Source organism: Ensifer sp. R-19, from assembly GCF_049905105.1.
Taxonomy (GTDB): domain Bacteria; phylum Pseudomonadota; class Alphaproteobacteria; order Rhizobiales; family Rhizobiaceae; genus Ensifer.
Genome location: NZ_CP184570.1, coordinates 147,449 through 167,700, shown reverse-complemented (window position 1 = coordinate 167,700; position 20,252 = coordinate 147,449). Strand labels below are relative to the sequence as shown.

The 20,252-nt window shown below is 59.1% G+C and carries 15 protein-coding genes and 1 pseudogene; 7 read left to right on the top strand and 9 right to left on the bottom strand.

Translation table 11 applies throughout. The annotated features are described in order from the left end of the window. Positions 1-8: 8 nt before the first annotated feature. The gene (locus tag ACN9MO_RS20165) at positions 9-1,058 is read right to left on the bottom strand and encodes a POTRA domain-containing protein (RefSeq protein ID WP_113132448.1); all 1,050 of its coding nucleotides are present in this window, start codon (positions 1,056-1,058) and stop codon (positions 9-11) included. 175 nt (positions 1,059-1,233) lie between these two features. Between ACN9MO_RS20165 and ACN9MO_RS20160 the strand changes: the two genes are divergently transcribed. Genes ACN9MO_RS20160 through ACN9MO_RS20145 form a run of 4 tightly spaced genes read left to right on the top strand, consistent with a single transcriptional unit; the run spans position 1,234 to position 7,548 of the window. Beyond that, positions 1,234-2,322 carry a GNAT family N-acetyltransferase gene (locus ACN9MO_RS20160; protein ID WP_113132447.1) on the top strand — a complete coding sequence of 363 codons (1,089 nt, stop codon included), beginning with the start codon at positions 1,234-1,236 and terminating at the stop codon, positions 2,320-2,322. Continuing rightward, positions 2,312-3,154 (top strand): glycoside hydrolase family 16 protein, encoded by an 843-nt coding sequence (locus tag ACN9MO_RS20155; RefSeq protein ID WP_162733599.1) that lies wholly within the window; start codon positions 2,312-2,314, stop codon positions 3,152-3,154. The genes ACN9MO_RS20160 and ACN9MO_RS20155 overlap by 11 nt, the downstream gene beginning before the upstream one ends. Further along, positions 3,154-5,679, top strand: coding sequence for a phosphotransferase (locus ACN9MO_RS20150; RefSeq protein WP_113132445.1), 2,526 nt, complete (start codon positions 3,154-3,156; stop codon positions 5,677-5,679). Before ACN9MO_RS20155 ends, ACN9MO_RS20150 begins: the two co-directional genes overlap by 1 nt. A 6-nt stretch (positions 5,680-5,685) precedes the next feature. Next, positions 5,686-7,548 carry a hypothetical protein gene (locus ACN9MO_RS20145; protein ID WP_113132444.1) on the top strand — a complete coding sequence of 621 codons (1,863 nt, stop codon included), beginning with the start codon at positions 5,686-5,688 and terminating at the stop codon, positions 7,546-7,548. Between the two features lie 89 nt (positions 7,549-7,637). Here ACN9MO_RS20145 and ACN9MO_RS20140 read toward each other — a convergent pair whose 3' ends face one another. Next, the gene (locus ACN9MO_RS20140; protein WP_162733598.1) at positions 7,638-8,561 is read right to left on the bottom strand and encodes an NAD-dependent epimerase/dehydratase family protein; all 924 of its coding nucleotides are present in this window, start codon (positions 8,559-8,561) and stop codon (positions 7,638-7,640) included. Between the two features lie 597 nt (positions 8,562-9,158). Here ACN9MO_RS20140 and ACN9MO_RS20135 point away from each other — a divergent pair. Both ACN9MO_RS20135 and ACN9MO_RS20130 read left to right on the top strand, forming a co-directional pair. Beyond that, positions 9,159-10,151 (top strand): GNAT family N-acetyltransferase, encoded by a 993-nt coding sequence (locus ACN9MO_RS20135; RefSeq protein ID WP_057249311.1) that lies wholly within the window; start codon positions 9,159-9,161, stop codon positions 10,149-10,151. A gap of 139 nt (positions 10,152-10,290) precedes the next feature. Further along, positions 10,291-10,431: pseudogene (locus ACN9MO_RS20130) on the top strand (RidA family protein); the annotation flags it as partial. 132 nt (positions 10,432-10,563) lie between these two features. Here ACN9MO_RS20130 and ACN9MO_RS20125 read toward each other — a convergent pair. The 7 genes from ACN9MO_RS20125 to ACN9MO_RS20095 all read right to left on the bottom strand — a co-directional run bounded on the left by ACN9MO_RS20125 (position 10,564) and on the right by ACN9MO_RS20095 (position 18,665). Next, entirely contained in the window at positions 10,564-11,187 is a 624-nt protein-coding gene (locus ACN9MO_RS20125; RefSeq protein WP_057249401.1) for a dual specificity protein phosphatase family protein, read from the bottom strand. Positions 11,188-11,204: 17 nt separating this feature from the next. Then, a complete protein-coding gene (locus ACN9MO_RS20120) occupies positions 11,205-12,098 on the bottom strand; it encodes an inositol monophosphatase family protein (protein WP_113132442.1) in 894 nt (297 codons plus the stop codon). Positions 12,099-12,168: 70 nt separating this feature from the next. Next, positions 12,169-13,266 carry an ABC transporter substrate-binding protein gene (locus ACN9MO_RS20115; protein WP_113132469.1) on the bottom strand — a complete coding sequence of 366 codons (1,098 nt, stop codon included), beginning with the start codon at positions 13,264-13,266 and terminating at the stop codon, positions 12,169-12,171. A 69-nt stretch (positions 13,267-13,335) separates the two neighbouring features. Further along, a complete protein-coding gene (locus tag ACN9MO_RS20110) occupies positions 13,336-14,415 on the bottom strand; it encodes an ABC transporter substrate-binding protein (protein WP_425988293.1) in 1,080 nt (359 codons plus the stop codon). 85 nt (positions 14,416-14,500) lie between these two features. Continuing rightward, positions 14,501-15,637 (bottom strand): ABC transporter substrate-binding protein, encoded by a 1,137-nt coding sequence (locus tag ACN9MO_RS20105; protein WP_113132440.1) that lies wholly within the window; start codon positions 15,635-15,637, stop codon positions 14,501-14,503. A 47-nt stretch (positions 15,638-15,684) separates the two neighbouring features. Continuing rightward, the gene (locus tag ACN9MO_RS20100) at positions 15,685-16,815 is read right to left on the bottom strand and encodes an ABC transporter ATP-binding protein (protein ID WP_057249316.1); all 1,131 of its coding nucleotides are present in this window, start codon (positions 16,813-16,815) and stop codon (positions 15,685-15,687) included. Next, on the bottom strand, positions 16,815-18,665 hold the full coding sequence (locus ACN9MO_RS20095; protein ID WP_057249317.1) for an ABC transporter permease: 1,851 nt from the start codon (positions 18,663-18,665) through the stop codon (positions 16,815-16,817). Before ACN9MO_RS20095 ends, ACN9MO_RS20100 begins: the two co-directional genes overlap by 1 nt. 591 nt (positions 18,666-19,256) lie before the next feature. Here ACN9MO_RS20095 and ACN9MO_RS20090 point away from each other — a divergent pair. Next, positions 19,257-20,246, top strand: coding sequence for a LacI family DNA-binding transcriptional regulator (locus ACN9MO_RS20090; protein WP_058327540.1), 990 nt, complete (start codon positions 19,257-19,259; stop codon positions 20,244-20,246). Positions 20,247-20,252 lie beyond the last annotated feature (6 nt).

Sequence of the window (20,252 nt, the reverse complement as noted above, 5' to 3'; positions counted from 1 at the left end):
ATGCCGTGTCAAGCTAAGAAGCTAACGAGCCGGAGAGCCGCCAACACTGCAAATATCAATAGGCAGCCACCTGTGCACCATATTAGTGGGCGCAACCGGGATCGCGGCAAGCCAGTCTGTGCGCCCATCTGAACAAAAAATAGACCTGCGATCGCGGCGAGGCCACTTCCAACGTCGAGCGGGTTCGTATGGCGTAGCGTCTCGAGATTTGCAGGCGCTTCGCGGATCCTGACATCGATCGGGACCATTCCGTCTTCGTCTTTACCTATGGCAATCCTTACAGACTTCACAGTACCAAGGGCCTCAATATTGTGACGTAGCTGTTCGACAGCTGCGGCGCTGTAGCGGTCGCCGGAACGAAAGGGAACGAGGCGCTGGAGTTCGGATTGCATGCGAAGACCGCCACTAAATCGAACCTCACCGAAACGGTTGCGGGGGCCCAAGTCGAGATCAATGACAGCAGTCGCGACACCCTCGCCCTTACGGACCCAATCCGTTGCCCGTCGCCGTGCGTGCGCGAAATCTTGAGCGGTGACGATTTGGAGGATACGCCGAGTGAACGTATCAACGACGAATGTCGTCGCGGGCTGCCCGACAAACTCATCAATGATCGCGGCGAGCCGATCGAGGACCTCACGGTCCAGTTCCGATGGACGAATGCCCTTGAGTTCAACGGACGTCACCCTGTAGATATCACCAAGCTTGGGGTGGAGAACTATTTGCCCTTTCTGATCCTCCTCGGATACCTCCGCGTCCAAATAGCCAAAGCCGGCGATCACGCCCTTGAGCCGGGCCTTTTCGGTCGCGAGCGCCTCCTTTCGTTCGGCCGGCGAAGCGCCGGCGTCTAACAGAAGCGGCAATTGGTAAGCCTGCTCAAGTGCCCGCGCGAGATACGGCAAGGAAATTTCCTGCGTGTCGAGTACCACCGATTGGGCTGACGCCGGTAAGACCGCAAACATCCAGACGGCGCCAGCGGTAAGGAACCTTGTGACGCACCAGTTCATCTTTTTGAGCTTCTGTTTCGCCGTTAATATTCGGTTTTGCGATCGATGCGGCATTTGCTGGCTCCAAACATAACCTGCCAGTGTGCTGTCCTATATTAGTAAAGCACAAAATTGTGAAGATGCACGCCCCCTAAGAGATCATTCTCGGGCATTTCATTTCCTGCTTATTCGTCCTATGCTTGTGAAACGCATCGATGAACGACCATGAGGGAAGCGCTGGATCGGCTGTATGAGTTTGGAGACGGCATCAACGCAACCGATCGGCCCCAACGCCTTTGGTCACCTCATCCAATCAAGTGGGCCGGCCTCAGATGCCGTTTGGCTTGACCTCTATCAAAGTGACCCGACCGCGCTCGTCAGCCAATCGCACCAATGGGCACAAGCCGTCACCGCCAGCGGCAACTACCAACGCAGCCCGCAGTACTTCCATTTCGCCGACGGTTCCCAAGCGGTATTGCCCCTATTTACCAAGGGTGTTGCCTCATTGCGTTACGCTTGGTCGCCACCGCCGGCCTGGGGGTTCGGTGGCCTGCTTTCTGACGAGGGAATTTCACCTGACAAGTTGCGTTGCGTTCTCGCTCATCTTGAGACGTTGTCCTATGTCGGACTTAAAATCCGACCAAACCCTCTTTTAGCGAATATCTGGGCTGAGGCTGCCCGCCCCGGCTGGGCGACCATTCCCCGTCTGGCGCATGTCGTTGACTTGGCCGGAGGGACTGAGGTTGTACGGGCGCGCTTTCGCTCTAATGCTGGAACCAACATCCGACGCGCCCAAAAATGTGGCGTTGAGGTGGAAGCAGGTAACAGCGCTCGACTGATCGATGACTTTCACAGCCTGCTCGAACTTTCGTTGTTGCGTTGGGCGCGCAAGCAGCATGAACCTGCAGTACTTGCACGCTTCCGTGGGTTGCGCCGTGATCCACGTTCAAAGTTCGCCGAAATGGCGAGCCATCTCGGCGAGGCTTTTCGGCTCTATGTGGCGCGCATCAACGGCCGGCCCGTTGCCGCAATATTAGTGCTCATGCATCACCAAGCCCATTACACGCGCGGCGCGATCGATGAGGAGCTCGCGGGCGAAAGCCGCGCCACATACCTGCTTCAAGCCCGGGCAATCGAAGATGCCTGCCGGCTCGGCAGTACACATTATCATATGGGCGAGACCGGCAATTCCGCTTCGCTCGCCCAATTCAAATCTCGCTTCGGCGCGGTCGCCATCCCCTATGCGGAATACCGCTATGAGCGACTTCCCCTCGCAAGCCTCGACAGTTTCGCCCGAAGTACAGTCAAACGCGTGGTGGGGTTTCGTGATGCATCTTAGGCAATCGATCACCCTCACCGCCATACTCCTGTCTCTCTGTCTCGCAACATCGGCGGCGCGTGCTGACGGAGCGGTTCCGATCGCTGCCAAAGGTTCGTGGCGGCTGATCTTTGAAGATAACTTCGACGGACCCGAACTTGACCGGGAAAAGTGGACCACCTGTTATTGGTGGAACAAGGACGGCTGTACCAATCTCGGCAATGCCGAATTGCAATGGTACCGACCAGAAAACGTCACTATGTCCGAAGGACTTTTGCGGCTCACTGCTCGACGACAAAAGGCCAAGGGCATCGAAGACCGGACTTTCGACTACACTTCCGGCATCGTCACCACGGGGCGCGACTACGACGAACTGCCTCGTCCCTCGCGTGTTCGGTTCCGTTACGGCCACGTTGAAGTCAAGGCAAAAGTTCCTGCGGGCACGGGGCTCTGGGCCGCGATATGGCTTCTGCCTGAGACACGCAAATCCCGTCCGGAAATCGATATTATGGAGGTTCTTGGCGATTCATCCTCCACGTTGCGAATGCACTATCATTACCTTGACGCGGCCTCTGAGAAAAAAAGCGTCGGGAAGGACGTCGAGACATCAGACTTGACGGCGAACTGGCACGTCTACAGTCTGACCTGGGACGCGGACAAGATCATTTGGTACCTCGACGGCAAGGAGGTCTGGCGACACGCGGACGTCCCGACGATATCGAGTGAAGAGATGTACCTGCTCCTCAATCTGGCTGTTGGCGGTGAGTGGGCGGGGGCTCCATCGAAGACTACGAAATTTCCCTCCGCATACCTCGTCGACTACGTACGTATCTGGCAGCGGGACGACGGCTGATGTTGCAGCGTAACAACCACGACCACGTCAACTTCATGGCCCGAGTCTCGGGGGCCTATCCAGCGTTGGCTGCGCTTGCCCACTCGTCACTCCTAAAAAACGGCTACGCGCTAATCGCGAGCGCCGGACTCACTTCGGTGCTCGGACTCGCCTTCTGGGGCCTGGCTTCCCGCTTTTACTCCCCCGAACAAGTCGGGCTTGGGGCAGCACTCATCTCTACCATGCTGGCGCTTGGAAACATCTCGCAGCTCAACATGGGCAACTTTCTGAACCGCTATCTACCTGCGACCGCGAAGGAGGGCGTCCGGCGTCTGGTGCTTTGGGCCTATGCATTAGCCGCCATTGCGGCGGCTTTTCTTTCCACGCTCGCCATCATTTTCATCTCCCGTATCACACCCGAATTGGGTTTCCTGCGAGAGCAGCCCATCTCAGCCGCAGCCTTCGTGGTCGCAACGGTCGCCTGGACCCTCTTTGCCCTACAGGATAGCGTGTTAGCGGGTTTGCGGCGCGCGACGGTCGTGCCTATTGAAAACGCCATATTCGCCGTTGCCAAGCTTTTGTTGCTTACACTATTTGCAGGCTCCTCCATTCTCGGTGCTGGCCTCTATGCGGCGTGGATCTTGCCGCTGCCACTCTTGTTGGCCGGCATTAATTGGCTGATTTTTATCCGTTTTCTTCCGAAACACCGCATCAACGGCGAGTCCCAGAGAGCTGACCGCAGAGCGCTCACTCGATATTTTGGGTGGGACTATCTGGGTACGCTCGCCTCAATGACGGCAATGGGCATCGCGCCTCTCGTCGTCCTGCATTATGGCGGCTCGGCCAATCTGGCTGTCTATTATATCAGCTGGGAAATCGTCTACGGGGTCTATTTGATCAGCCGTTCGATGGGCGTCTCCCTCTTGGCAGAAATCGCGTTCGATAAGTCGAAATTGCATCGGCTCGCCGTAGATGCCTTGCTCTACACGATCGCGCCATTGGCAGCTGTTGTGTTGGTGTTGATCATAGGCGCGCCACTTCTGTTGACGGTGCTCGGTATCGATGTCTCGTTTACAAATTCGACGCTGCTGCGCCTACTCGCTATATCCTGCCTGCCTTGGAGCCTCGTCACGCTCGTTCTCGCCGTCCACCGTGCGACGGGTCGGACACAAGTCGTTGCACTGGCACAAGTCGTAACGTTAGTCGTAGTGCTTGGTCTTGGCACTCCGCTTGTCGCAGCCTATGGCGCTCTAGGGATGGCGGCCGCGTGGCTGATCGCCCACAGCTTAACGGCGGTCGGCCTGTTAGGCGACCTGTCGCGCCGTCTCGGACCGTCCGGTCGGATCGATCTTACATTGCGTTTGTTATCGTCGCTGGCGCGGATCTGGAGCAATGTCGCACCGCGGCGGCATTCAGCGCCGCCACTCGAGGCGTCAATTGCGAGCTTCTGTGCCGCCACCGGGCTTGCCATGCCAGCTGTGCAGTCCGTGCGGGAATTTTACCGTGAAAGCGACGTACGAACAGGCATGTTCCGGACGGATGACGCTGCGAACGAACTCCTCGTCTTCAAGGCATCGACCTCGCCAGAAGGGCACCGAGCAGTTACCCGCCACATCGAACGCAGCCGTGAGCTCGCCACCAATCCCGCGTTCCGACACCTTGATTTTGCGGTTTCAACGATTATCGCGAGTTCTGTTGACCCATCAGGAGCGAAGCTCGCGGAGCGCGCGTTGCCGGGTGCCGACGGTCGTTCGGTTTTTGCCAAGTCTGAACAGTACCTTTCCGCACTCACCCAGGCGATAGACGCCATCCACATAATGCACTCGCGCACAGGAACAAAAGGGGTAATCAACCAGGATTGGCTGGAAAGCTGGCTCTATTATGGATCCGATATTGTATGCGCATCGCAATCGCATTTGCTCGGCCCGGCGTCGCGCGCAGAGGCACTTGCTGTCTTTCAGGCGCAGCAACGCGAGTTCTGGAGCGGTCGTTCGTTGTCTCTCAGTCTCGGCCATGGGGATTTCGCCCCCGGAAACTTGCTTTTCACGTCCGGCCCAGATGAAGCTGATGTCCGCCTGAGTGCAATTATTGACTGGGAGACGGCCACCCAGGATACCCCGCCCGGCCTTGATGTCATCTTCCTGTTGCTGACCGCGCGCGCATTGCGCAGCGGCGAAGACCTGGGTTTCGTTGTACGCCGCTTTTTGGAAGTGCCGCAATTGTCACCCGAGGAGGTGAAGGCCATGGCACCAATGCGTGCCACACTTGAGGAGAGCTACGGTGCACTTACGGACCCCGCCGTGTTGCGCGCGCTTTGCGGGTTGGCGTGGTGGCACCACATTGCGACCAATTTGACCAAATCGTCTTGTTTTGCTGATAAGGCGCTATGGCTAGCGGTCAACATCGACCTCGTCCTGGCCTGGTATGGCGGTAAGGTGAACGCGGCACCGCACATACTTGCGATCGGCTGCCTCCGCAGACAAAAGCGCAAGACAAGCGCGACGTCGTCCTACCCCATTCCTGCCGGCTCCACGAAGAGGGGGTAACAGGTAATGACCGTTCTTGCCCGCGTCGAAGACATGCCATTGAACACAGGCGCTGACACAGTCTCCAAGCGATATGGCGTAGCCCTGGCCGCTATACTCTTTGCGACGCTCCTCCTTTGGGCGATATCGTTGCCTGCGATCGAGCCCGATCGGATGACCGACGTCGGCTTGGTTTCGGTTTTGCCCAGGAGCTTCTTTCTGTCACTGGCGTTGCTAGCAGCAGGTTTTGCCTGGCTGGTATGTGCTGGGCGTACCGCTGGCCCCTTACCCGTCTTCTATCTGATCGCGCTCGTCATCGTCCTTCACGCGACCCCGCCGATCGTTTACGGAACATTGCGCTATTCCTGGGCCTGGAAGCACCTCGGCGTCGTCGACTACATCCAACGTTATGGAGCCGTTGACCGAAATGCATCTTTCCTCGCGGCCTATCACAATTGGCCCGGGCTGTTCGCGGCGACGGCTTGGTTGGCCGACCGCTTCGGCTTGAGATCGGTCGATCTCGCACCAATCGTAAGCTTCACCCCGCCGGTCCTCACGCTCGGGCTTGTCGGGGCGTTTCTGGGAATTGCCAAACGCCTGTCCGCAGATCGCCGCCTACAACTGACGGCCTGTTGGCTATTCGTAGTCGCCAACTGGGTCGGCCAGGACTATTTTTCGCCGCAAGGCGTTACATTTCTTTGTTACCTCATTCTCATAGGCCTATTTCTTGGCCCCTTGCGCAAACGCGAAACGACTTGGGCGGCGCGACGACCTGGTTTTCTGTATGTGTTCGGCCCTGTCTCACGCCCCATCGGGCTACCTTCCTGGACGGGCAGCCGCTTTGTGCGTACCTTCTCCGCGTTGCTGGCGATGGTGCTCATTTGCGTGGTCGTGGTCACGCATCAGCTGACGCCTCTCATGATCATCCTCGCGGCGGTATCGCTGACCCTCCTCGGATGGCTTTCGCCCGCCTATCTGGTGTTTGCTATCGTCGCTGAAATTGGATGGCTTCTCTGGCCAGCGGCCCCCTTTGTCTACGAGCAAATTTTGAGCGAACTGGCCAGCATGGGTACGCTGTCAGAAGCCACCAGCAAGCTCGCGAATGTGGCCGACGTGAGTGCCGAACGTGCATGGGTGGTTTTGTTCGGGCGCGCGCTTTCGGCAGGCGTCATAGTCCTTGCGCTCCTCGGCGGTTTGCGTCGGCTCTTAAATGGCCACTGGGACCTCACCGCCGCCGCACTCTTGCTCTCACCAATGCCGCTGATAGCGGTTGCGTATGGCGGAGAGTCGATATTTCGCGTTTACCTCTTTGCGTCGCCCTTCCTTGCCTTCTTCGCTGCCGCCGCGTTCTTTCCATCGACGCGGGCGGGAAAGCCGGCCTATGTCTTCCTGCCGCTTGCTATCGTGCTTCTTTTTTCGACCATCGGTTTCCTATTCGCAAACAATGGCAAGGACCGCGAATACCGCTTTGCGCAAGATGAGGTCGCCGTGGCCGAATGGCTCTATCGCACAGCTCCGGAGGGCACACTCCTCATCGAAGGTTCGCGTAGTTACCCGTCGCAGTTCATGAACTACGAGAATTTCTACTATTTGGCGATTTCGTTGGAAGCGAAGTCAGCGCGAGAAGAAATTGCCGCCGACCCATCAGGTGTCTTTTTGCGGTGGATGGATAGTCCCCAATGGCGTGACGCCTACGTGATTCTCACGCGCAGCCAGAAAGCTTCTCTCGAAGCCAACGGGCAGTTGCGGCCGGGCGACTTCGACCACATCGAACGGGACCTGCTGACCTCGCCTCGCTTTAAGCTGGTGCGGGCATCGACCAATGCGAAAGTATTTCGCTTACTGCCCGCGACTGCGGACGGCAGCGCCCGCGACAATCGGTACCATTGAGCGGAGCTCAACCAACATCAGAAAGGTGTGTCGCATCGGAGCGCACATTGGTGTGGTCATGCGTGGGGGCCGCAACAAGGCCTTTCAGGCTATTGCCGCCCTTGCGTAAGCAACTGTGCCAGTCCAGTGCGAAGATCCGTACGGCATCGTTGGTCGAGCTCTGCCTGGAGCGCTTGGGTGCACCCTTGAGAACGCCTGACTTCGCCGAGCAGTCCGTCCACGTAACTGATTGCGCATTGAGACTTGGTTTCTTCGATCATGATCCGCGCGAGCTCATTGATCGATGTCTCGACACCGCTGCAAACATTTAAGATCCGAGCACCGTCCGGAATCCGCTCCGCTGATCGGATAAGCGCCTCGACGACATCGGCGACGTAAACGAAATCACGGGTCTGCTTGCCATCGCCGTAGATCACGATGTCCTCGTTGTTTCCCAGCCGCTGCGCAAATTTGGTGATCACACCGGAATAGGGTGACTGCGGATCCTGGCCCGGTCCAAAGACGTTGAAGAAGCGAAGGCCCGTCGTCGAGAGACCATAGACTTCGTAGGCGGCTCGGGCGTGCAATTCGCACGAAAGCTTGTCGGCGCCGTAGGGCGAAAGCGGAACGCACTTGCCTTCCTCCGAGAGCGGCAGGTTCTGGCTCGCGCCGTAAACGGCGGCTGAGGAGGCGTAGACTACTGTTCGCTTGGTGCCAGACTTCGCAATTTCCTCAACCAGATTTAGGAACCCGGTGATGTTGATTGCGTGAGAATGCGTCAGCTCTCGATTGCATTTTTCGACGGAAGCGACAGCGGCCAGATGAATGCAGGCATCGACACCGGAAAGCGCACCGCGAACGACCTCTTTATCCAGAATAGAACCGTTAATAAACGTGGCTGCCTTCGGCACATTGTCACGCTTTCCTGAACTGAGGTCATCCAGCACCACAACCTCGCGGCCAGTTTCCAGCAATCGCCGCGCCAGATGCGCACCGATGAACCCTGCCCCCCCGGTAACCAAGATCGTTTTCAACCCGTTTCCCCCATGACATTTGGTCTCGGCGAAAGTTGTCGCGGCAATTAGCCAACCAGAACGCGCAAATGAGTTGCGAACGAAACCAATACTTTGCTGTCTCTGCGCCACCACCGACGCTCTCAGCGTCTCTATTCAATCCTCTATTTTCGCTGCCTAGCAGTCAAGTCACCGATGCCCCCCATCCTTGCTACTCGCGTCCAGGTAGCGGGCATCGAGAGAGGGCATGCGAAGCGCTAAATCCTGGCTGCCAAAACTTGGGGCCGTTCCTGGTCGTAAACTAGTTGTGGGTCTACTCCGTGCCGGGGGGCGCGCGAATGTAGTCTGCGCCCTCTTTCCTTAAATTAAAACATACGTAATATATATCATGCGGAAGTTTGTACGGCCGAAGTGAATTATGGGTTTTAGCTTCTTCGCGGACCGACGCTTAAGTGTCGGATTCCACGCGATTTATTTGCATAAAATGATTTTCTTGTTCTTGCGTGTCCACTCTTCTTGCGTATTGGGCCAATGCAACACACTTACGACAACCGGATCGCACCCACGATTTGCTATCGCGTCACAAGCCCCGCACCGCGTGACGCGTGGAGGCAATTGATGAACCATGACCCCGAGGCGATGCCTTATCAATCGCCAGAGTGGAACAATGCAATCTGCGCTGAGGGCAGGCTCAGGGACATCAGCCGCTACTACCAGTTCGAAGACGGGTGCCAGATCCTAGTTCCGCTCGTGACCGTGACGGCCATTGGTCCCGTGGACCTTGTTGCGGGGTCGTATCCCGATGGTTGCGGTATGGGCGGGGCTGTCTGCTGCGAGAACACGACCAACCGCCACCTCAGGGAAGTCCTGAAGGATCTCATGGCTTTGCGTTTCCTCAGCATTCGGATCAGGCCCAACCCATTACAGGGAAAACGATGGTCCGAAGCGGCGGCCGGCCTAGGTCTGATGACGAAACCGCGACGCGCGCACGTTATCGATCTCAAGGATGGTTTCGATCACGTCTACAGCAAGCTCTTCACCAAGGCGACAAGGGTCAGTATCCGCAAGGCCGAGAGGGAGGCCGTTGTCGTTAAGAGCAGCAGCAGCGGCGAGTTAATCCCGTTGCTCCACAGCTTGCTTGAGACGTCCGTCAAGAGATGGGCCGAACAGCACAACGAACCGCACTGGCTGGCGAAGTTTCGCTTTGGGAGACGGGATCCCATCAAAAAGCTCTATCGGATTCAGGAGGCGCTCGGAGCATCCTGCAAGGTGTGGGCAGCCTGGGTGAACGGACAACCCGTTGCAGCGTCCCTGGTCTTGATGGGGAAGAATGTGAACGACGCACGCGGCGCAATCGACCGGGTTGCATTGGGTACGTCGCGCGCCAACGATCTCCTTCAAAAGCTCTCCATCGAAGATGCGTGCAGGGCGGGCTGCCGTTTCTATCACCTTGGCGAGAGCGGCAATTCGGCCTCACTTTCACATTTCAAGGAGCGCTTTGGCGCGACACACTACGACTACTCCGAGATATTCATCGAGCGATTCCCGATTTCCCGAGCCGAATACCTGCTTAAATCAGGCGTCAAGCGAGCGATCGGCTTCAAGGACTGAATCCGCGTTCGTCCCGTTCACCGCGCCCCGCCCATTTAACGAGAATGTGCCGGGGGCCGTTAAACGGGGCACAAGTTTGCGTCACTTATACGCATTGAATCGCCGCGAGCGCACCAACAAATCGGCATTTGATCTCGGCAAGCCGGAAATGGATGCCAAATGGAAGGCCCGGATGGCTCCCGAGGAGCTGCCCACCCGCGCAACTGTCGGCGTTGCCGATCTTGGCGGCGACACGCTGATCGCAGTCGTCGTCGGCGTTCAAGTGACGCCTCGGTCGTAACGGCACTCTGCGGGGCCGCCGCGTCCCGCAGAGTGCTCTACTTTCATTTGCACACACGCCACTTCGCAGGCCCCGATTTGTCAGCTTGCTCCCGGGCCTCGCGCGAGTGTCGAGGCCATCGTCCTTGGTGTATCAGCAACCAATTGCGCGTGCCCATCCGGCCGCGCGCCGCGCCGCTTCCGTCAACACGGGCTTTGGTGCCTTGTACCATTCCTCTTCAGGAAGGTTGCGCCTATCACGAACGAAGTCGATCGCGGCCTCCAGGGTTGGGAACTGCTCAGGTAGTGTAAGATGCAGAAACAGCGACACGACGGCTACGGACCGCGAACGGCCGCCGCGGCAATTGACGAGAACCCCACCGCGCTCGCGCCTTGGGTAGGACGGCTTTTCCGGCAGGATCTGCTCCAGCGCAGCGCGTAGGATATAGTACGCTGCCAACATCTGGGTATCCGGATTCCCGTCCCCGTCGATCAGCCCGACCTTGTAGTAACGGATCTCACCTGGACCATGGACACTGTTGCGATGATCCGAGACGAGTTGCGGTTGGCGGACGAAATTGAAATCCAGGTTGACCGCGCAGTTGACGACGGCGGTAATGCCATTGCTGCGCAGGAGATCGAGATCGCTCGCCCCCTCCTTGCCCGCGATGAAGATGTCGACCCCATAGGCCGGATGCTTGGCGTATATGAGGCTGAGCTTTGGCAACACGCTGCTGGTCTTTTCGGTTGTTGGGGTGTCGGTCGCGCTAATTTGCATGATTTCCTCATAGGCAGTCATGGTGCGAGGACTTTAGCAACACGGCCATCCGAAATGGCCATGGCGACACGGTTCAAGGTCGGATAATCCGCGCCGGCGCCGTATGCTATGTAACCCGGGCACAGATAATCGGGGGAACCGGCCGGCACCTTGCCGAGGGTCAGAGGCACATAGCGGCCGCCGGCGTTCTTCAGGATCAGCGTGGCGGCCGCCACGTCCCATGCATTGACACCGAAGCCGGCGGCGGCATCGGCGAAGCCCGCGGCCACATGCGCGATGCTGAGCGCGGCGCTACCGGGCCTTCGCAACGTTGAGAAGGTCTCGACCAGATCGCCGAAGCGGCGAAGCGCGACATCCTGCCCATCGAGGCGAAAGTCCCTGGAAACGGGATATCCTGTGATCAAGGTCGCACGGTTTTCATCGCTGACCGACTTTGAGACGATGACGTGCCCATTCAAATAGGAGCGCTCGAGATCACTCGCGAAGAGCATGTCGGCGACCGGGTCGTAGACGACCCCTGCCACGACGGCCCCGGCTTCGACCGCGGCGATCGACACGCACCAGAAAGCAAGCCCTCTGGCGAAATTGGCCGTTCCGTCGATCGGGTCGACATACCACTGGATGTCACCCTTGCCGATCTGGCCCCCTTCCTCGCCAAGCATGGTGGAGTTCGGTTCGTTCGCGAAGATGACGTCGCGGATCAACGCCTCGGCATTCCTGTCATGTATCGTCACGATATCGTGCAGGTCGCGCTTGTAATCGACCGCCATTTCGGCCCGAAAGGCGGCAATCAGCGACGGTCCGACGGCGCGGGCAGCGCCCTCGGCAATCTTCATCAGATGACGCGAGCGGCCAAATCGGCCCGCATCGTCCGATCGGCTCTGGCTTGCCTGCGGATAGGCGTTGTCCATGCTCTTTTTCCGTTCATTCAGAAACGGCCGGCGCGACCCGCATTCGTGAGGCCGCGCCGAGCCCAAGTTTCTATTTGCCGTAGTTAACTCGCCAGAAGTCCTGCCATTCCTCGCGCCGGTCGAAATCCTCAAGACCCGTTGCGGCATCGTAGGGGAACAGGCGGTCCGCCACTTCCATGATCCCCGACGGCTCGTCCGCCGGCATCTTGATATCGGAGTTGGTCGGCAGCTTGCCGTCCTTCATCTGCGGCGCGATCCCCTCTTCCGTGAGCACGTAATGGATGAAGAGCCTTGCGGCGTTCGGGCTCGCGGTCTTTGCCGCGACCAGGCCGAGCTTGGTGTAGGTCCAACCGACCCATGGCCGGAGTTCCGTACACAGCCCGAGCTTATAGCCCTTGCCTTCATTGTCGCGGAACTTGGCCGAACTCAGGAGCCCGAAGAAAGGCTCCTTCTGGCCGGCGGCGCCAACCGCTTCAGCCACCGGGTCGTCGCCTTCCGTGACGAGCGGTCCGTTCTGGGCGAGCGCCTTGATCCATGCCGCCGCGGCGCTCTTTTCACCCGTCTCCAAGTCCCTGCCAAAGTGGACCTTGTAGGCCTCCGCGACCTTGGCGTCGGCGTGTCTCTCCAACTGGTTGAACCAGTCGGTATAGGTACTCTTGGTCAGGGGATCGACGAGCGCGATCTTGCCTTTCCATTTCGCCTCCGTCAGTTCCCAGATGTTGCTGATGGGGCATTTGTCATAGACCTCGGTGTTATAGGCCCAGACATTGGCATTGGTCGAAATTGCCAGAGGGTTCTGGAAGGCCGCCGGTATTTTTTCCTTCATATCACCGGGCAGATAGCTTTCGACAAAGCCCTGCGGCAGAAGCTGCGCCAGCGCGCCGGGTGCATCGGTGATCAGCGCGACATCGCCCTGGACATTGCCGGCCTGCGCCTCCCGGATGATCATCTCCAGCTGGCTGTTTGCCGACACTTTCACGCCCGTTGCCTTGACCCCGTATTTGGCAGTGAAGGCCTCGGCCATTTCGACGATCTTGCCTGTACTGTCATAGACGTTGATCGGTTTTTCCTTCTTCGCAGCCTCGACCAACGCTTCGAGATCGAAGGCTTCTTCGGCGCGCGCCTCAACTGCGACAGCGGTCGCAAGGGCGGCAAACGCCACCCCCATTACAAGAAACTTGCTGTTGCCTTTTTTCATGGTTTCCCCTCCCAAGGAGACCGTTTCAAATTCACGAAGCTATTTCTGGTAGTTGATCCGCCAGAGGTCTTGCCAGGTTTCGCGCTTTTGGAGATCGTCATCGGCCGTCGCAGCATCAAAGACCATCAGTTCACCGAGGTGTTTGGAGACGCCGGAAGGCTCGTCCGCAGGCAGGGCAATCGTCCTGTTGCCGGAGACCTTTCCGTCAACGGTCTGCGGCGCGATCCCCTCGGCGGTCATGAGATACCGAACAAAAAGCTTCGCCGCGTTCGGGCTCTTCGTCTGGGCGGCGATCAAGCCAAGGCCGGGATAAAGGAAGCCCGTGAACGGCTCGACCCCGGCACAAATACCGAGCTTCAGTCCCTTGGTGACATTCTCCCGGTACTTTGCAGTCGAGGTAATCGCAAAGAACGGCTCTGCCTGACCGGGCGCACCTGCGGCCTCGGCCACGGTTGATGAATCGGCGAGCAGCGGGCCATTTGAGGCGAATGCCTTGACCCAAGCGACCGTTGCGCTCTCGCCTTGCGTATCGAGCGTCTTGCCGTAGTGCGCCTCATAGGCGCGCGCGACGTCGTTGTCGCGATGAGCAGCGATCTGATTGAACCAATCCGCATAGAGCGGCTTGTCGAACAGATCGAGCATCGCGACCTTCCCCTTCCATTCCGGCTCGGTCAGCTGCCAGATGTTGGTAATGGGGCATTTCTCGTACTTCTCCGTGTTGTAGGTCCATACGTGCGGATCGGAGACGACCACCAACGGGTTGCGCGACGTCTCGGCAATGTCACCCGCAAGATCGGGCGGCGTCCAGCTGGTGGCGATGCCCTCGGGAAGAATCTGCCCAACGGCGGAAGCAACATCCATGGCGAGGCTGACATCGCCGACGGCGTTGCCCGCCTGATGCTCGCGGATCATGAGTTCGACCTGCGTCGCCTCATTCACCTTCTTGCCATTTGCTTCAATTCCGTATTTTTCGGTGAAGTCTTTGACAGTATCGACGATTTTGCCGGTCACGGCATAGACAGTGATCGGCGGTTCTTTCTTTGCCGCCGCGATCGTCGCTTCAATATCGAAGATTTCCTCGCCCTTGGCTGCGGAAGCGAAGGATATAACGGCCGCCATACCCAAGGCGGTGACGGACACAACCGCTCCGAGCCGACGGGACTCCATGATTTGAGTGCTCATAAAATTATCCTCGGATCTCGCTTCACTTCTGGTAGTTAATGCGCCAGAGGTCCTGCCAGGTTTCGCGTGCGTCCCAGTCGTCGAGGCTGGTCGACATCTCATAAGGCATGACCTGGTCGAGGACGGCGCCGATGCCGGACGGTTCGTCGGCAGGCAGCGAGACATCCTTGTTCGTCGACATCTTCCCGTCTTCGGCCTGCGGGGCGATGCCATCGGCGGTCATCACATAGTGGATGAAGAGCTTCGAGGCGTTCGGGCTGTTGGTGCCCTTTGTGATCAGCCCGACACCCGGATACATCCAGCCGAGCCACGGCTTCAGGTCCTTGCAAAGCCCGAGCTTCATGCCCTTCTCGGCATTGTCACGAAACTTTGCCGAACTCATCAGTCCCATGAACGGCTGCGATTGACCGGGCGCCCCGACGGCATCGGCAGCCGCCGCATCGGCATCGGTCAGGAGCGGAGCATTGGCGGCAAGCGCCTTCACCCAGGCGGCGGTTGCACTGCCGTCGTCGGTTTGAAGGTCCTTGCCATGGAGCTCCTTATAGGCGGCGGCAACCTTGTCGTCGCCGTGCTTGGCCATCTGGTTGAACCAGTCGACATAGGACGCCTTGCCGAGCGGGTCCTGCATCGCGACTTTACCCTTCCACTCCGGTCCGGTCAGCTGCCAGATGTTCGTGACCGGACACTTGTCGAAGAGTTCGGTGTTGTAGGCCCAGACATTGGCGCTGGTGACCACGGTGAGCGGGTCGTGGTATTGCGCGGAAATCTTCGATGCGAGGTCCGGCGGCAGCCAGCTCTCGGCAAAGCCCTGCGGTATGAGCTGCGCCATCGCGGCCGGCGCGTCGCTGATGATCGAGACATCGCCCTGGATATTGTTGGCCCGGGCTTCGCGAATGATCATCTCGAGCTGTGCTGTCGCCTTGACCTTGGAACCCTCGGCGCCCACACCGTATTTCTCGGCAAAGGCCTTGGCCATTTCGACGATCTTGCCGGTGCTGTCGTAGACCGTGATCGGCGGCTCCTTGCGCGCAGCCTCGATCAGCGCGTTGAGATCGAACGGCTCCTCCGCCAGCGCCGGGCCACCCAGTGTGGCGATGGCCGATGCCAGCAACGCGCGTCTGATTGCCCGTCTTGTCCTGTCAGTCTTCCGAAATTGCATCGTCTGTTCCTCCCTCAGAGCGTGTTTCTGTTTATCGCTGTGGCGCCTTAGTTCAGCGTGCGCGCACGCAGAAGCGCGTCCGCTTCGGCGATGCGCTGGCCGTCTTTGTCGAAGACGTGCAGCGCATCGGATGGCGCAAAAAAATCGACCCTGGATCCGGTCTCGACGCGCGGGAGCGCGTTGGTTGTCAGGAACAGCGTGTCGTTGTCGTTCCTCAGTTCAAGGATCCAGCTGCCGCCGGTCGGCAAGACCCCAGTCACCGTCATCTCACCTGTGAAGCTTCCGGCCGGAACATCCCCGCCCTTTGTCGCGTAGCCGATCGCTTCCGGCCGGATGCCGACCGAACCGACGCCGCGCGACGACGGATAGCGCTCGCCGAGATAGGCTGCGGCGGCCCGCGACATCGCCGATGCGGACGATCCGAAGGTCAGGATATTGATCGGCGGGCTGCCGACGAATTCTGCAACGAAGCGATTGGCGGGGCGGTCGTAGATATCGTTCGGCGTGCCCATCTGCTGCAACGTGCCTTCGTTCATGACGGCAATCGTCGTCGCCAGCGTCATCGCTTCCCATTGGTCGTGTGTCACGAAGACGATCGTCGTCTTGAATTCCTTGTGGATGCGCTTGAGCTCCGCCCGCATTTCGAGACGCAGCCGCGCATCGAGGTTGGAGAGCGGCTCGTCGAGCAGAAGCACGCCCGGATTGACCGCGAGCATCCGGGCAAGCGCCACACGCTGCTGCTGGCCGCCGGAAAGTTGCGAGGGGTAGCGGTCGCGATATTTGGCGATGTCGAGCGCTTGCATGACCTTCTCGACCCGCTGCTCCCGCTCTTCCTTCGGCAGCTTGCGCAGGCGCAGACCGAAGTCGGTATTGCGTTCGATGGTCAGATGCGGCCACAGCGCGTAGCTCTGGAAAACAAGCCCCATCTCGCGCTTTTCCGGGGGTATGAACACACCTGCCCTGACCGAGTCAACCACACGCTCGCCAATGCGGATTTCTCCATCGGAGAGGTTTTCGAGGCCGGCGATCATACGCAGCGTCGTGGTCTTGCCGCAGCCGGACGGCCCGAGCAGACACATGAACTCACCGTCGCGGATTTCGAGGTCAAGGTTCGAAACGGCATTGGCGGAATTCACGCCATAGTTCTTCTGAGCACCGCTGAGATTGATGGTGGGCATCAGCTTCCGAGTCCTTCTGCGAGGTTGGTCTTGGTCAGCTTCTGGGCTGCCAGGGTTCCGAGATAGGCGATGGCGGCGATGATCAGCACGACCGCGTTTGCCGCCTGGGTGTAGTGGTAGTCGACGAGCCGGAGCGAGTAGGTCGTCAGCACATCGGTGCTCGGCACGGCGAGGATGACGAAGAGGCTCAGCCCCTTGATGCCGGAGATGAACGGCAACAGCACGCCAGTGACGAGCGACCCCTTCTGGATCGGGATGACGATCGAGATCATCCGTCGGAACCAGCCGGCGCCGGCGATCTGGGCGGCCTCTTCGGGATCCTTGCCGAGTTGGGTCATGGCGGAAATACCGGCGCGCGAGGCATAGGGCATCTGGTCGGCAATCAGCGCCAGGATCAGGATCGTGACCGTGCCGTAGAGAGCGGGCATTGGCCCACGCGGCACGGCGAAGAGCGAGAGGTAGGCGGCGGCGAAGGCGATGCCGGGCACCAGATAGGGCAGGAAGGTCACCTGGCGCAGATAGACCGACAGCGCTTTGACCGGTGTGCGGATGACGACATAGCCGACGAACAGGCCGAGGATGCCGGAGGTCAGCGAGGCAAGACCGACGATCATGAGCGTGTTCTTGGCGGCAGCCCACAGGTCCGGGCTCAAGAGTATGCCTGTCTGCAGCGCCACAGTGTTGAGATCACGGCCGATCCAGTAGTCGAGCGTGAAGTTGTCGAGTGTAAACTGTGCCGGCAGCTTCATGATGGTGGACAGGAACAGGGTGAGCAGCGGCAACCCGACGCTCAGCAGGAAGATAAGCGCGGCGAAACCCGTCGCCGGCAGACGATACTTACCAAGCCGGCTCTGGCGGTTCATCGAGCCCTTCGAGCCGACGGTGACAAACCGTCTAGCTTCGCGGACAAGCCGGGCGTCGATCATCAGGGTCATGATGCCGATCAGCATGATCGAGGCCGCGACGACACCGGCAACGCCCGTCTGACGGGAGGCGATGCTGCGGAAGAGAGACGTCGAGAGCACTTCGAACTTGACCGGCAGGCCGAGGACATAGGGTACGCCGAACTCGCCGAGGCATTTGGCGAAGATCAGCACCATGGAGGACAGCAGCGCCGGGCGCATCAGCGGCAGGATGATCTGGATCGCCACCTGGTAACGCTTGGCTCCCAGGATGCGCGCGGAGTCTTCGAGCTGCGAGTCGAAACGGCGAAGAGCCGAGCCAAACAGCAGGATGACGAACGGCGTATAGTGCAGCGCCAGGATAACGATGATCGGGAAGCGACCATAGGCGACCCAATCGGGCGGCGTCAGCCCCATCGCCTCGAACCACCCTGGTTGGCCGCCAACCGTCCTGTTCTTGAAGAGCGTCGTCCAGGCGAGCGCGAAGGTCCAGGCTGGCAGCATGTACGGCACTATGAGCGCGGTCGCGAACCAGCGGCGCCCAAACATATCTGTTCGGCTGATCAACCATGCGAGCACAGTCCCGATCAGCAGCGACAGGCTGATGGCCCCGAGGGCGACCGACAGGGTGTTCAGGAGGGGCCGCCAGAAGAGATCAACCGAAACAGGTGAAAGGAACGCACGATCAAGATAGTAGAGCGTCAGATCACCAAAATCCTTGCCGAGCCGCCGCTCGTGACCGAACTGAACCCGAACTGAATCCAAGACGATCGAAATAATCGGCACGACGATCAGATAGGTGAACAGAAGAGCCGTCAGGATTCCGATCAATGTGGTCGGCTCCCGGGAAGCGACCTTCGCGCGATAGCGCCAGCGCTGCCATGGCGTCGGCGCGATCGCGCCATCTGGCACTGTCGACGCCTTGGCTGTTTCACTCAATAAGGCCATGCTCTTCCCCTCGGAACTCGACATGCGCAATCTGTCGCGGCGATCGAAGCCGGGCAGCGCTCCAGTAATGTTGATGGGGAAGCAGAGTTCGCGCTTCGCTCTACGCAGCGCGCGCAGCGCCGCACACGGACACAAGATACCGCACCCGCCCGGCTCCAATCCTCCCCACTCGCGGACAGGTACGAACGCCCTGCCAAAACGACAGCTCCAACTCCTCAAAGGCGCCGCCATTGTCGCGAACACAGACGGAACAAATATTCCAAAAACTCTCCGGCTGTGGAATGCATGATCCAACGCAGACTTAATCTTGTCAATAAAAAAATGCACACGTGCGCAATGATTTATCCGTCTGTTTTAATTGATATTTTTTTGATGGTTGGCTATTCATTTTAGAACACGTGATCAATCGCCTATCGAGGGGTCTTTCCGAGGCTACGATCAATGGCGAGCGCGGAGGTAAAAGTACCGTGGATAGAGGCTGTCGAGCGGGAGCCGTGGACTGTCGGTCCTAAGCGGGTGCTTGCACTTTTTCGTTGGAATGGGGCAGCTTTTATGGCCCTGATGGAAATGTCTGATTCAATGGGGGAAGGCATGGCAAGAGGGTTCGTGACGGCCGAGGAAGTCGCAAAGCGCGCGGGCGTCTCGCGCTCGGCGGTCTCTCGGACCTTTACACCTGGAGCCAGCGTTTCCCAGTCCGTGAGGCGCAAGGTTTTGAAGGCTGCCCGGGAGCTCGGCTACCGTGTCAACCGGCTGGCGCAAGGCTTGAACAACGACCGATCGAACCTGATCGGTGTCGTCGGCGCCAACCTCAGCTCACCCTTCATTTCGAAACAGCTCGATCTGCTGAGCATCGGCCTCTTGCGAAAGGGTTTGCAGTGCCTGCTACTCAATGCCGCGGATGCCCGCAAGGATATCGCGCCGCTGATCGAACTGCTCTTCGAGTTCCGCGCGCAGGCCATCGTGGTTCTTTCCGGAGAGCCGCCGGAATCGATCGTCGACCAGTGCATCGCGAACGGCGTTAGGTTGATCCTCATCAACCAGAAACTCGAACGCACCGATACGAGCATGGTCTTGAGCGACGATTCCCGTGGCGCCGATCTCGCGGCCGTTCGGTTGATTGAGGCGCAGTGCAAGAAGGTCGCGGTCATTTCAAGCGGCAGTCAGACACCGGCGCAGGTTCGTCGGGCAACGGCTTTCAAGCAGAAGATGGCTACGGCAGGCGTTGAAGTCGTTGCCTGGTCGGGCGGCCCGACCAGCTACGAGAGTGGCTATCAGGCCGGTTGTGAGGTGCTGAAAGATGAGGCCATTGACGGCGCATTCTGCGTCACCGATCTGCTCGCCCTCGGCTTTCTAGATGCGGCGCGTACCGAGATGCATCGCCGCATCCCTGCCGACCTTTCCGTCGTTGGCTTCGACGATATTCCGCAGGCGAGTTGGAAGAGCTACGAGCTCACCACCGTCGCGCAATCCTTTACCGCGCTGACCGATCACGTGCTGGCCGCGCTTGATTCCGACGATGCCGAAACCCGTCTCCAGGTCGTGCCCGTCGCGATGGTCGAGCGCAAGACGGCAAGACGCTAAGCCATT